At 71.7% G+C, this 13,328-nt stretch carries 10 protein-coding genes; 3 read left to right on the top strand and 7 right to left on the bottom strand.

Annotated features, from left to right (window positions below):
* Positions 1-65 precede the first annotated feature (65 nt).
* The 3 genes from BN12_RS01635 to BN12_RS01625 all read right to left on the bottom strand — a co-directional run bounded on the left by BN12_RS01635 (position 66) and on the right by BN12_RS01625 (position 2,218).
* The gene (locus tag BN12_RS01635) at positions 66-965 is read right to left on the bottom strand and encodes a DUF692 domain-containing protein (RefSeq protein WP_083454329.1); all 900 of its coding nucleotides are present in this window, start codon (positions 963-965) and stop codon (positions 66-68) included.
* Positions 962-1,201 (bottom strand): hypothetical protein, encoded by a 240-nt coding sequence (locus BN12_RS01630; RefSeq protein WP_048549753.1) that lies wholly within the window; start codon positions 1,199-1,201, stop codon positions 962-964. The genes BN12_RS01635 and BN12_RS01630 overlap by 4 nt, the downstream gene beginning before the upstream one ends.
* 84 nt (positions 1,202-1,285) lie before the next feature.
* A complete protein-coding gene (locus BN12_RS01625) occupies positions 1,286-2,218 on the bottom strand; it encodes a helix-turn-helix domain-containing protein (RefSeq protein ID WP_048549752.1) in 933 nt (310 codons plus the stop codon).
* A 134-nt stretch (positions 2,219-2,352) separates the two neighbouring features.
* Between BN12_RS01625 and BN12_RS01620 the strand changes: the two genes are divergently transcribed.
* Together BN12_RS01620 and BN12_RS01610 are read left to right on the top strand one after the other, a co-directional pair.
* The gene (locus tag BN12_RS01620) at positions 2,353-2,982 is read left to right on the top strand and encodes a VOC family protein (protein WP_048555878.1); all 630 of its coding nucleotides are present in this window, start codon (positions 2,353-2,355) and stop codon (positions 2,980-2,982) included.
* A 194-nt stretch (positions 2,983-3,176) separates the two neighbouring features.
* The gene (locus tag BN12_RS01610; RefSeq protein ID WP_200901117.1) at positions 3,177-4,253 is read left to right on the top strand and encodes a DNA polymerase IV; all 1,077 of its coding nucleotides are present in this window, start codon (positions 3,177-3,179) and stop codon (positions 4,251-4,253) included.
* 135 nt (positions 4,254-4,388) lie between these two features.
* Here the strand turns inward: BN12_RS01610 and BN12_RS01605 are convergent, their stop codons facing one another.
* The 3 genes from BN12_RS01605 to BN12_RS01595 all read right to left on the bottom strand — a co-directional run bounded on the left by BN12_RS01605 (position 4,389) and on the right by BN12_RS01595 (position 10,091).
* A complete protein-coding gene (locus BN12_RS01605; protein WP_048549749.1) occupies positions 4,389-5,186 on the bottom strand; it encodes a deoxyribonuclease IV in 798 nt (265 codons plus the stop codon).
* A 110-nt stretch (positions 5,187-5,296) separates the two neighbouring features.
* On the bottom strand, positions 5,297-7,954 hold the full coding sequence (locus tag BN12_RS01600) for a hypothetical protein (protein ID WP_157635292.1): 2,658 nt from the start codon (positions 7,952-7,954) through the stop codon (positions 5,297-5,299).
* Positions 7,955-8,750: 796 nt separating this feature from the next.
* Complete coding sequence (locus BN12_RS01595) at positions 8,751-10,091, bottom strand: aspartate aminotransferase family protein (RefSeq protein ID WP_048549747.1); 1,341 nt, start codon at positions 10,089-10,091, stop codon at positions 8,751-8,753.
* Between the two features lie 104 nt (positions 10,092-10,195).
* Here BN12_RS01595 and BN12_RS01590 point away from each other — a divergent pair, with 104 nt between their 5' ends.
* Positions 10,196-11,806 (top strand): PucR family transcriptional regulator, encoded by a 1,611-nt coding sequence (locus tag BN12_RS01590; protein WP_048549746.1) that lies wholly within the window; start codon positions 10,196-10,198, stop codon positions 11,804-11,806.
* A 90-nt stretch (positions 11,807-11,896) separates the two neighbouring features.
* Here BN12_RS01590 and BN12_RS01585 read toward each other — a convergent pair whose 3' ends face one another.
* Positions 11,897-13,294, bottom strand: a complete 1,398-nt coding sequence (locus BN12_RS01585) for an ABC transporter ATP-binding protein (RefSeq protein ID WP_048549745.1) — start codon at positions 13,292-13,294, stop codon at positions 11,897-11,899.
* Between the last annotated feature and the right edge of the window lie 34 nt (positions 13,295-13,328).

Raw genomic sequence — 13,328 nt, 5'->3', positions numbered from 1 at the left:
CGGGAGCCGGCCTGCCGCCGGGAGCCGGCCTGCCGCCGGGAGCCGGCCTGCCGCCGGGGGCCGGCTCACCGGCGCGACCCGCATTCGGGCCGAGCCGTCCGATCGAGGAACGCCTCGTCGATGACCCCCCGCAGCCGGTCGACCTCGGCGACGACGCCGTCGACGCCGAGCCGCGGGACGGCCGAGGCGAGGACCTCGTAGACGACGAGCCCGACGTTCTCGGCCTCGGCGAGGGCCAGGCGGAGCAGCTGTCCGGTCGACTCGGCGACGGTCCCCGCGTGGACGTCGAGATGCCAGCCGTCCTGCCAGACCCCGCCCGCCACGTGGATCTCGCCGACGGCCGCCCAGTCCAGCTCGTCGAAGAAGACGTCGAGGTCCAGGAGTCCGTTGTCGGCGTCGCATTCGAGGTTGTGGAGGTCCAGGAGCATCCGCGACCCGGTCTCCGACGCGATCGTGTTGAGGAACGTCGCGAGCGACATGTCTCCGGGCCGGTCCAGCGGGCTCGCGACGTGCTCGAGCATGAACTCGAGGCCGTAGCGCTCCTGCAACGTGAGGACCCGCTCGACGACGAGGTCGAGGGCCTCCAGGGTGGGCGGCAGGCAGGGCATCGCCCCGAGGAAGGACCCGTCGACCTCGGTGAACCCGAGGTGCTCGCTGTGCCAGAGCGGCCTGCGCCAGGCGAGGAGCGTCTCGAGATGGCCGAGGTAGGCCTCGTTCCACCCCTCGACGGAGCCGATCGACAGGCCGATGCCGTGGTATGTCACGTCGAGACGCGGTGCGAACCGGTCCAGCTCGCGCAGGCGCTCGGTCGCGATGTTCCCGTCCGGCCCGACGAGGCAGTCGGGGACGACCTCGACGACGTCGACGTGGTCGGCCACCGCCTCGAGGAGCGCGACGGGCCGGCCCTCCCAGGACACGCCGAGGGCGGGCCCCGGGGAGGGGTGGGTGGACGACGGCGAGGTCATCCGAGCCGGCGTGCCGGCTGGAGCGCGCCCCGGTTCACGTCGATGCCGACGATCTGCGTGGCGAACTGCTCTCTCAGCTCGGCGAACCGGATCTCCGGGTCCACCTCGAAGCGCAGGTCGAACCCGTTGAGACCGCACGCGGGGCAGCCCTGCAGGTCGACGATCTTCGCGAGGATGCTGCTGAGGTCGTCGAGGGTGACGCCTTCACGGAGGCGGACGGTGGTGATGTCGGGCATGACGACTCCTCGGGGTGCCGGGGGACCGAGGAACGGCCCCTATGACTGAAGGAGTCGGCCGGCCCGCCGGTGATACATGCACCGTCAGCCGCTCATCGCGCAGGAGTCGAGGTACGGGCGGGGGTCGCCGGCCCCGAGATCGGTGATGCCCGCCGACTCCAGGGCGCCGACGGCCAGGGTCCGCCGGACGGCGGCGAAGGTGATGACGTGCCCGATCGTGCCGCCGAGCGAGTGGGTGATGGGCGGCTCGCACGTCGTGTCGACGAAGGTGTCCGCGAGCCGCCCCTCGGCGAGAGTCCGGGCGACGAACGCGCGCCATCCCGCGCCGGCGACGCGATGCCGCTCCGCCAGGCCGTCGACGCTCCGGTCGCTCTCGTCGGGCCAGCCGCCGCCGCGGAGCGCGGACAGCCAGTGCTCCTCCTGGGTGACCATCGCGTTGACGACGGAGCGCAGCGTCGGGCGGTCGTCGATCGTCTCGACGGAGACGGCGATCGGTGCGTCGAGGGTCTCCTGCGGCAGGCGCCGCATCCGCTCGATGATCTCGGCGAGAACGCTCACGTGGTGGTCGACGAGCTGCTGGATGACGTCCATGGCGGACTCCTTGCGGTCGGCCGGCAGCCGGAGGCCGCCGGGTGGTTGGTAGTGCACGTCGCTCGGGCACGGCAGCTCGAGGTCGCGGAAGGTCGGCGGCGGGTCACCGCGCACCGCCGAGGGTGTCCTCCCGTATGCGGCGACGAAGGCACGCGTGAACGCCTCGTGCGAGCCGTACCCCGCCTCCACGGCGATGTCGAGCAGGCCTGTCGCCGTCGTCGTGACCCGGTGGGCGGCCCGCTCGAGGAGGAGCCTGCGGCGCAGCGCCCCCGGTGGCTCTCCGGTCGCGGCCGCGACGAGCCGGTCGAAGTGGAAGCGCGAGAGGTATGCCTGCCGGGCCAGCTCCGCCGGGCTGCTCGCCGGGTCGTCGAGGGACGTCTCGACGAGGGCGAGGAGCCGGTGGAAGGTGTCGGGATCCGTGCTCACGGGACCAGCGTGCTCCCGCTCGCCCCGGGCGCGCTTGATCGGCGTTGCGCGACCGCGGGCTCGTCGAAGCCCGGCGCCCAGTCGGTCAGGAATCGAGAAGCACCGGCGGTGCCGCGCCGCCTAGCGTCGTGGCCATGACACACATCGAATCCATCGTCCTCGACGTCGCCGACCCCGTGGCCGCCCGGCGGTTCTCCACGGAGGCCTTCGGCCTCGGCCCCGTCGTACAGCTGCGCCGCGCGCAGGACCCTTCCGACGGCTTCCGCGGCTTCACGCTGTCGCTCACCGTCGCCCAGCCGTCCACCGTCGACAGCCTCCTCGGCTCCGCGGTCGAGGCAGGGGCCACCACCCTCAAGCCGGCCAAGAGGTCCCTCTGGGGATACGGCGGTGTCGTCCAGGCCCCCGACGGAGCCATCTGGAAGGTCGCCACCTCCGCGAGGAAGGACACGGGACCAGCGACGAGGGCGTTCGACGACCTCGTCCTCCTCCTCGGAGTCGACGACGTCGCGGCGAGCAAGCGCTTCTACGTCGATCACGGGCTGGCCGTGGCCAAGAGCTTCGGCCGCTCCTACGTCCAGTTCGACACGTCGGCGAGCCCGGTCTCCCTGGGGCTCTATCGGCGGCGCGCGCTCGCGAAGGACGCCGGCGTCCCGCCCGAGGGCAGCGGGTCGCACCGGCTGACGGTCGTGGGGGACATCGGTCCGTGCACGGACCCCGACGGTTTCGCCTGGGAGGCCGTCAGCGCGGTCCGCGCCGCCGGCTGACGACGGTCCCGGGTGCCGTGGCGTGCTCGTTGTGGCCGGTCGTGCACCCCAGGGGGCCGGTCGTGGTCCGACCCGCTGGTCGGCTCGGAGCCGCATCGGGGAAGGAGCCGGCGTCCCGAGCCGGCGCGGCGTTCGCCGTCCCCGTCGACGTGCGTGTCCCGCGCGATGTCAGCCGCTCTTGGGAGACTGTCGGGATGGAGGCGTCCCCGAGCCGGTGGGTGCTGCACGTCGACCTCGACCAGTTCATCGCGGCCGTCGAGGTGCTGCGGCATCCCGAGCTCGCCGGCCGTCAGGTCGTCGTCGGCGGACGCGGCGACCCGGCGGAGCGAGCCGTCGTCTCGACGGCGTCGTACGAAGCCCGGGAGCTCGGCGTGGGGTCCGGTATGCCGTTGCGCACGGCATACCGTCTCGCACCCGACGCGGTGTTCCTCCCCGTCGACAAGGCGGCCTACGACGCCGCGTCAGCGGAGGTCATGGCGACCCTGCGACGGCACGGGCGGCTCGAGGTCCTCGGCTGGGACGAGGCCTTCCTCGCCTACGAGGGTGACGAGCCGGAGGCCTTCGCGCGGGAGGTGCAGGCCGACGTCCTCGCGAGGACCCGGCTGCACTGCTCGATCGGCATCGGCGACAACAAGATCCGCGCGAAGATCGCGACCGGCTTCGGCAAGCCGCGCGGCGTCTACCGCCTGACGCGGGACACCTGGTTCGACGTCATGGGGGGCCGCCCGGTGCGCGACCTCTGGGGAGTCGGGGCGGCCGTGTCGAGACGGCTGGCGCGCCACGGCATCCGCACGGTCGCCGAGCTCGCGGCTACGGACCCGGAGGTGCTCGTCGGGGAGTTCGGGCCGCGGATGGGCGCGTGGTACGCCGAGCTCGGGTCGGGACACGGATCGCGGGTCGTCGACGACACGCCCTGGGTCGCGCGGGGACACAGCCGCGAGACGACCTACCAGCAGGACCTCACCGAGCCCGCCGAGGTCGAGGAGGCGGTGCGGGTGCTGGCCGCCCAGGTCATGGAGGACGTCCATGCGGAGGGCCGACCGGTCATCCGGATCACTCTCAAGGTGCGCTACGTCCCCTTCTTCACCAAGACGTTCAGCCGGACGCTCCCGGAGCCGACGAGCGATGCCGGGACGGTCGAGGCGGCGGCGCTGGTCCTCGCCGGCAAGCGGGAGGAGGGCCGAGCGATCCGTCTGCTCGGGCTCCGCGCGGAGATGCTCATGCCCGAGCCGGACACCGCGGAGCGCACCCCCATCCGCGGCCGGCTCTGAGCGCCCACCTCTCCTCAGCCGGACGGAGAACTTGCGTGCGGACGGAGATATTGCTCCGTCCAGGTGCAACTTCTCCGTCCGACCGAGGGAGCCGTCGGTGACAGATCGTCGGCCCGATCGGTCAGACGTGAGGAGTCAGAGGTTCTCGCGGAGCCACGCGATGTCCTCGCCCTGGCCCTCGGCGCCACCCGGGGTCTCGCATACGACGGGTGCCCCGGCCTCCTGCACGACCCCGAGGAGGTCGTCGGCCGCGATGAAGCCCGACCCGAAGTTGGTATGCCGGTCCGCGCCCGAGTCGAACGCGTCGCGGGAGTCGTTGGCATGGACGAGGTCGATCCGGCCGGTGATCGCGCGGACCTTGTCGACGATCGTCGCGAGGTCGTTGCCGCCGGCGTGTGCGTGACACGTGTCGAGGCAGAAGCCGACGCGATCGGACCCGGAGGCCGGCGCGATGGCGGACCACAGCCGGTCGATGGCCTCCAGGCGCCGGGCCATCGCGTTGTCGCCGCCCGCGGTGTTCTCGATGAGGAGCGGGATAGGCAGCTCGAGGCCGTCGACGCACTTGCGCCAGTTGTCGAAACCGGTTGCCGCATCCTCGTCGACGCCGAGGTGGCCGCCGTGGACGATGACGCCCTTCGCGCCGACGGACGCCGCGGCGAGGACGTGCTGCTGCAGCAGCTTGCGCCCGGGGATCCGGATCCGGTTGTTCAGCGAGGCGACGTTGATCGGGTACGGCGCGTGGACGTAGAGGCTGACCCCGGCCGCCGCGACGGCCTCCCGCAGGCCGTCGGCGCCCCCGGCATACCGGACGACGGGGCCCTTGTAGCTCTGCGGGTCGCCGAGGAAGATTTGGACGACCGCCGCCTTCCGCGTGACCGCCTCGGCGACCGGGTCCTCCTGCTCGACGTGCGCTCCGATGGCCAGGTCCGTCATGGGTCCACCGTATGCCGCGCCACCGACGCTCCTCCGCCCGCTCCGGCGACCCCGCCCACCGACAGGTGATCCCCCGCGCCGGGGCTGGCGCGGGGGATCACGTCTGTGGGTCAGGCGTCGCGGCGGCGACACTTGGTGGTGAGGACGAGGCCCATGCCGGTGGTGAGCAGGGCGACGCCGCCGATGAGGTACGGCGTCATGTCCCCGGCGCCGGTGTAGGCGAGGGACGATGCACTGGCCGGTGCGACGCTCGTGGTCGTCGTCGGCGCGCTCGTGGTCCGCACGACGTTGGTCGTCGGCTTGGCCGGGCACGTCGTGTAGACCGCCGGCGTCGTCACCTTCTCGTCCCACGCCGCCTTGTCGACGACCGACTCGGTGATGTCCACAGGAGGCACCGCCTCCTCGTCGGTGACGATGCGGGTGTCGACGAGGGTCCAGTCGTCGCCGGGGGTGTCCGTCGTCCAGTTCGCGTCGGTGAGGTCGCTCGTCGGCTCGCCGTCGTGGACGTAGTACTCCGTGTACCCGGGCACCGCGGCCTGGTCGACGACCTTGTCCGGGTCGCCGAACGTCGTCCACGCCGGGCGCTTCCCGGTCTTCGGGGGGGCGACGTCCTCCGGGATCCAGCTCGCCTTCGCCTCCTTCTGCGTCGTGCCGAACGCGTCGGTCTCCGCGTCGTAGGTGAGGTACTGGATCCGGTCCGGGACCTCGTCCTCGTCGGTGACGGTGCGGGTGGCGACCTGCTCCCATCCCTCGGGGACGTCGGTCGTCCAGTTGGCGTCGCTGAGGTCGCGGCTCGGCTCTCCGCCGGGGGTGTAGTACTCGACGTAGCCGGGCACGGCCGCCTCGTCGGTGACGGTCCGCTCGTTGACGACGTCCCATCCGTCGGGGGTGTCGGTCGTCCAGTTGGCGTCGCCGAGGTCGCGGCTCGGCTCGCCGCCGGGGGTGTAGTACTCGACGTAGCCCGGCACGGCCGCCTCGTCGGTCACGGTCCGGGTGTCGACCCGCTCCCACCCGTCGGGGGTGTCGGTCGTCCAGTTGGTGTCGCCAAGGATGCGGCTCGGCGACCCGTCGTGGACGTAGTACTCGTCGTACGCCGGGACGGCGGCCTGGTCCGTCACGGTCTGGGTGTCGACGAGCTCCCACCCGTCGGGGGTGTCGGTCGTCCAGTTGGCGTCGGTGAGGGTGCGGCTCGGCGCCCCGCCCTGGACGTAGTACTCGTCGTACCCCGGCACGGCGGCCTGGTCCGTCACGGTCCTCGTGTCGAGCTGCGTCCAGCCGGACCCGACCGGCGTGCCGACGGTGATCCACGCGGCGTCCGCCTCGTCGGAGACCGAGGCGCCGTCGGCCCCGAGGTAGTAGACCTGCTCCGGCGTGGCGTGGTGGTCGACGACCGTCTGGTGGTCGAAGGAGCTCCAACCGGAGAACGTCGCGTCGCGGAACCACGCCGCGTCGGACTCCTTCGGGCTCGCCGACCCGTCTGCGGCGCGGTACTCGGTGAACGGCGCCACGGCGGCCTTGTCGGTGACGGTGCGGTTCGCGAAGACCGTCCACCCGGAGAACGAGCCGGCCGTGAACCATCCGGCGTCGCCGGCGTTCGTGCTCGCCGACCCGCTGGCCGTGCGGTACTCGTAGTGCGCCGGGACGGCGGGGACCGCCTCCTGGTCGACCACGGTCCGCTGGTCGATCTGCTTCCAGGGCGAACCCGGCGTGTCCGTCGTCCAGTCGCCGTTGTCGTAGTACACCGTCTCCGTCGTGCCCTGGACCGTCCGGGTCCCGACGCGGTACCCGCCCGGGATGGTGCTCGTCGTGCTCGTCGTCCAGTCGCTGATCTGGGACTCGGGGTTGATGTGGTAGGAGACGGTGACGTTCGGACCACCGTACGCGGAGAGGCTCACCGAGCCGTCCGTCGGGACACTCGAGTAGTCGAAGTGGGCCGCCTCCAGGACCGAGGTCTTCAGGGTCCACTGGCTCCCCGCGTGCGACGAGGAGTTGGCGTCGAGCCAGTCGGTGACCCTGTGGTCTCTCCCGGTGTAGGTGACCGTCTTGGACTCCAGGGCGTACCGGTACTCCGTGTGCGAGGGCGACGTGATCGTCTTGGAGTACTTGTACTCCTTGTGGGACTTCTCCTTGACGGCCGGCACGGTGTCCACCCAACGGCGGAACTGGTGCTCGTCGTGGGTGACGGCCGCGCTGCCGGGGTTCGTCCGGCTGAAGCGGTACTCCTCGTGGCTCTGCTGCGCCGTGGCCGGCACGGTGCGCGTGTAGCGCGCCTCGAGGTGGGTGACGGCGGCGATGCCGGGGATCGTCCGCTTGTACTGGCGCTCGTCGTGGGTCACGGCGTCCACCGCGGGGACGGTGCGCTTGTACTGCCCCTCGTCGTGGGTGACGGCGGCGATGCCGGGGATCGTCCGCTCGTACTGGCGCTCGTCGTGGGTCACGGCGTCCACCGCGGGGACGGCGCGCTCGTACTGCCCCTCGTCGTGGGTGACGGCGGCATACCCGGGAATGGTGCGGGTCCAGCGCTGCGTGAGGTGGCTCAGCTCCTCGACGGCCGGGACGGTGCGTACCCACCGGCTCTCCTCGTGGGTGACCGCGTCGCTTCCGGGCAGCGTCCAGACCGTCGTGTGACCGGTGGCGTCGTGGTGGACCGTCGACGTCTTCGCCGGCGTGGCGACACACTGGCCGGTGCTCCCGGACGCGAATGCCGGCCCTGCGACCGCGGACAGGCAGGCCGCCAGCGCGACGGTCGTGAAGATGGTCTTCCTCATGGTGTTCCCGTTCCCCCTCATGGTGTTTCTTTCCCCCTCATGGGATTTCGTTGCCCCCTGCCGGCGTCGGCGCGCAGCCGCAGCCAGCTATCGGTCCGTCGACCTGGGGTTGTTGCGAGTGATGCCGGCCGGTCCCGAGCAGGCAGGGGCCTTCGGGACGTCGGGCATCGATGGGCGAGCCGAGCCCGACGCGTGCCTCAACGCGCGAGCGCATGGTGACTCGCCTGTCGTCCGCGTCAGGTGGACGCGGAGATCAGGAGTGCTCGTAGGCGGGCGGGCACGCCTCTGATGTGCGCCGCTGGCCTACGAGTGACGCCACCCGCAGGTGGCCGGTGGGCATGGCCCACCCGAGGAGCCCGCGCAGATCCGCCGGTGAGGGCGTCTCGGGTCTCTCTCTCGGACGGGTGTCAGGCGAGGATGCTCGCCGGCACCGGGTCCCCACCCGGTGACCGGGTCCGGTCCGTCGGACCCCGTGTATGGATACGTCTGCTGGCCGCCGTCATGGCTCGCCGTGTCATGTGTTCCCCCGATTTCTCTTGACGCGCCCCCCCGGGCGTCGTCATGTGAGGAACGTTAGCCGGGATGCGGCCCCGGTGTGAGTGGAATGCACAAACTGCTCCTGAATGCCCGAGTTGCCGGTCGTCAGCGGCTGGCGTCGCATACGAAACCGCAGGAACGAGAACGGGGCCCGCGTGCCCACCCTCATCCTGGAGGGCGGGCACGCGGGCCCCGCTGTCGGTCGATGCCACGGCCTTTGGACGGGCGGTGACACCAGGTGGTGGCTGCGCTGTGCTCGTCAGAGGGTGGCGAGCGCCTCGTCGATGATGGCGAGGCCCTGGGCCGCCTCGTCGGTCGTGACGATGGCCGGCGGGACGACGTGGAGACGGTTGTCGGCGGTGAAGGGCAGCAGGCCCCGCTCGAGGAGAGCGGCCTTGAGGCGGCCGATCGTCGCCGCGTCGACCGGCTCGCGGGTCGCTCGGTCGGCGACGAGCTCGACGGCCCAGAAGACGCCCGCGCCGCGGACCTCGCCGATGACGTCGTGCTTCTCGGCCAGCGCGGCGAGGCCGGGCCCGAAGGTCTCCGTCCCGATCCGCCGGGCGTTCTCGACGACGCCCTCCTCGGCCATCGCCGTGAGGTTCGCGACGACGCTCGCCGCGGCGAGCGGGTGGCCGGAGTAGGTGAGGCCGCCGGGGAAGACGCGCTCGTCGAAGGCCTCGGCGATGGCGTCGGAGATGACGACGCCGCCCACCGGCACGTAGCCGGAGTTGACGCCCTTGGCGAAGGTGATGAGGTCGGGCCGCACGTCGAACGCGTCGAACGCGAACCACTCGCCCGTCCGGGCGAACCCGGCCATTACCTCGTCGAGGATGAGGATGATGCCGTAGCGGTCGGCGATCTCGCGCACCCCGGCGAGGTAGCCGGGCGGCGGGACGATGATGCCGGCCGTGCCGGGGATCGTCTCGAGGAGGATCGCCGCGACCGTCGAGGCGCCCTCGAGCTGGATGACGCGCTCGAGGTGGTGCAGCGCGCGGGCCGACTCCTCCTCCGGGGTCGTCGCCCAGAACTCCGAGCGGTAGAGGTACGGGCCGAAGACGTGGACGTGGCCCCGGGCGAAGTCGTTGGGGACGCGGCGCCAGTCGCCGGTCGCGACGATCGCGGCACCGGTGTTGCCGTGGTAGGAGCGGTACCGCGAGATGACCTTGTCCCGGCCCGTCACGAGCCGCGCCATCCGGATGGCGTTCTCGTTGGCGTCGGCGCCGCCGTTGGTGAAGAAGACCTTGTGGAAGCCCTCGGGTGCGCGCTCGGTCACCAGGCGCGCCGCCTCCGCGCGGGTCTCGTTGGCGTGTGCCGGTGCGATCGTCGCGAGCTGCTGGACCTGCTCGGTGATGGCGCCGACGACCTTGGGGTGCTGGTGGCCGAGGTTGGTGTAGACGAGCTGGCTGGAGAAGTCGAGGTAGCGCTTCCCGTCGTGGTCCCAGACGACGCTGCCCGAGCCACCCGCGATGGGCAGCGGCTTGAGCGCGCCCTGCGCGGACCAGGAGTGGAACACCGATCGGGTGTCCAGCTGCGCCACGTCCGCGTTCGTGAGGTGGGCGTGGGTGAGGTCGGCCGCGGGGTTCGGGATGAGCGTCGTCATGCCCGCTATCGTCCCGTGACCCACGGGTCCACCGTATGCTCGTTCTGTCCATCCCGAGGCGGGTCGCCTCGACATTCCGGCACTTTCCGGAGAGGTGGTATGCCATGCAGCCGACGCTGCAGTTCCTCCTGCGTCAGGAGGACCTCCACCTGCGCCTCGTGACCGGGGCCGACGACGCGGACGCGCTGACCCAGCCGCTGACCTGGGCGCACAGCTCGGACCTGCCCGACCCCACGCCGTGGCTCACACCGGGCGGGCTCCTGCTCACCGACGGCGCCCAGTTCGAGGCAGTGAGCGCCGGCACCGCACCCCGCCCCGATGGAGACTCCGACGACGGTGGCCGAGCCGGTGACCGGAGCGAGGCGGTCCGGCAGGCCCGGGACGGGCACGAGACCGGCTGCTCGGCCCTGGCATACGTCGACCGGCTCGTGTCCGCCGGCGTCGCGGCGCTCGGCGTGTCGACGGTCGTCCACGACGCGATCCCGGCGGCGGTCGTCGCCGCGTGCCGCGACCGCGGACTCCCGCTCGTCGAGGTCGACGCGAGGACGCCGTTCATGGCGATCGTCACGGCGGTGTCCGACGCGACGGCCGAGGAGCAGCGTCAGCGGCTCGAATGGTCCCTCGAGGCCCAACGTGCCGTCGCCCGCGCCGCGCTGCGTCCCGACGGACTGACGGCCGTGCTGCGCGAGCTGGAGAAGCGGCTCGGGTGCTGGGTGGCCCTCTTCGACGCCTCCGGGCACCGGGTGCCCATCGAGACCCGGGTGACGCCGCCGCCGGGAGCGCTCGAGGAGGTGAAGGCCGACGTGCGGCGCGCCCTCCACCGGCGGGCTCGAGGAGGTGCTCGGCTGGCCGGTGCGCATGGCGACATCACCCTCCAGACGCTCGGCCAGCCGCCCGAGCTGCGTGGCGTCCTCGTCGTCGGCTCGACCGAGCCGCTCGAGCAGGGCGGGCACGATCTCGTGACGAGCGTCATCGCCATCGCGAGCATCGCCCTGGACCAGACCCGTGCCCTCGACGAGGCCCGGGGGCTGCTGCGGGCGGGGCTCCTCGAGCTCATGCTCGCCGGCTCCGTCGCGATCGCCGCCCGGAGCGCCGAGCAGCTGTGGGGGCCGCTGCCGAAGGAGCCGGTCCGGGTCTGTGCGGTGTCGGCGGGTGGGGAGGACCAGTCCCTCGCGTCCGAGCTCGAGCTCCTCGCGGAGCGCCGGCCCGGCCGGCTGTTCTTCGCCCGGTATGCCGCTCGGCTCGTCACCGTGTCCCGCGCCGACGACGTGGCCCCGGTGCGAAAGCTGTTGCAGAGCAACGGGTTGACTGCCGGTTGCTCGACCCCTGTCACGTGGGGGGCGCTGTCGGTCGGGCTGGACGAGGCGCACCGGGCCGCGACCCGGGCGCACGAGGGGCGACCCTTCGTCCGGTTCGACGACCTCGTCGGCGACGGGATCCTCGGGCTGCTCGAGACCTCGGGTGGGGCGAGCGTCGCCCGCCGGCTCCTCCAGCCGCTCCTCGATGCGCCGCCGGAGCAGCGCGACATCCTCCTCGAGACGCTGCGGGCCTGGATGGACCACAACTGCGCGTGGGACCCGGCGGCGCGCGAGCTCGGCATCCACCGGCATACCCTCCGCAACCGCGTCACGGCCGTCGAGCGGCTCCTCGGCCTCGACCTCGAGCGCTTCGCCGACCGCGCCGAGCTGTGGGCCGCCCTCGAGCTGGTGGCGTAGTCGGCGGCGCGGTCGACGGGCAGGGCTGGCCCGTGCCCAGCACACCATTCCCGAGCGTCGAGTCCCGATCGCCCGGCGCAAGGCCAAGGCTCAGCCGTCGGCCGGACCCGCCTGATCGTGTGGGCCGTCTGGTTCGTCTGCCGCTGCGGCGAGGTGGGGGATGACAGCGGCGGCGACCTCCGTGAGGATGAGCTCGCCGATGTCGGCGTCGTAATCGAACAGTTCGCCGTAGCGGCCCCAGTCAATGGCGATGGTGAGTTGCTTCTCGATGTCCTCGGTGGTGTAGGCGCGCCGAAGCAGGTCGCGGAAGAAGTCGTCGCGCAGGGTGCCGTCGTCGCTGTTCTCGAGAGCTTTGACGATGGTGCGTACCAGCGGGGCGTGCTCGACCACGTGGTGGGCGAAGAGTTGCTTGCTGGTCTGGATGTCGGCGGTGTACCAGGCACGGCCGGCATCGGTGAGGAACGCTTGGGCGCTCTCGACTTCCAGCAGCCGGAGCATCGTGGCGGCGTCGAGAAGCGGGAGCAGGTCATCGACGTCGAAGGACAGCTCGTCAGCCAGGTCGGGCAGGTCGGTCTGGCCGTTGTGGGCATAGACGATCTCGACCAGGCCCGCAAGGCCGCCGACACTGGCGGCCGGCAAAGGGTGGGTGAGTGGTCCGGGAGTAGTGACCCTTTCCGCGGCGGGGTTCTCGTCGCGGCCGGTGAGGATGCCATAGATCTGGTCGACTGCTGCCTCGAAGGTGGGGGAGCGACGGTCGCGGGGCCGGGGAACGTGGATGGGTATTTCGGCCTTGACGTGACCGGGGTTGGATCCGAGGACGAGCACCCGGTCGGCGAGCAGCACGGCTTCGTCGATGTTGTGGGTGACGATGCACAGGCACCGGGTGGGGAAGTCCGCGTGGGTCCACAGGCTCAGGAGCTCATTGCGCAGGTTCTCTGCGGTCAGCACATCGAGGGCGGAGAAGGGCTCGTCCATCAGCAGCGCATCGGGCTGTAGGACGAGTGCCCGGGCGAAACCGACGCGCTGACGCATCCCCCCTGATAGCTCGCGGGGGTAGGCGGTCTCGAAGCCGTCCAGGCCGATGGCGTCGATCGCGTTCAGGGCCGCGGTGCGGCGCTGCCGTTCGCCGATGCCGCGGGCCTGCAGCCCGAGCTCGACGTTGTCCTGCACGGTGAGCCAGGGCATGAGGGCGAAGGACTGGAAGACCATTGCGACTCCGGGGTTGGCGCCGTTGAGTCGGGTGCCGCGGTAGCGAACCTCGCCGGTGGTGGGGGCGATCAGCCCGGCGATGGTTCGCAGCAGAGTGGACTTGCCCGAGCCGGACTTGCCGAGCAGGGCGACGATCTCGCCTTCGTGCAGCGTCAGGGTGATGTCATCGAGGACCGGCAAGGTGGTGCCATCAGCGGAGAGAAACGACTTCGACACGTGGTCGACCTCCACGATCGCGGTCTGTTCGCCGGTCGTGGCGAGCAGCGGGTGGGTGGCCATCGCGGCACCTCCTTCGGTTGTCGGCTGTCAGCGT

Origin of the sequence: Nostocoides japonicum T1-X7, assembly GCF_001046855.1 — a bacterium.
Lineage (GTDB): Bacteria > Actinomycetota > Actinomycetes > Actinomycetales > Dermatophilaceae > Nostocoides > Nostocoides japonicum.
This window is presented reverse-complemented; position numbering and strand designations above follow the sequence as displayed.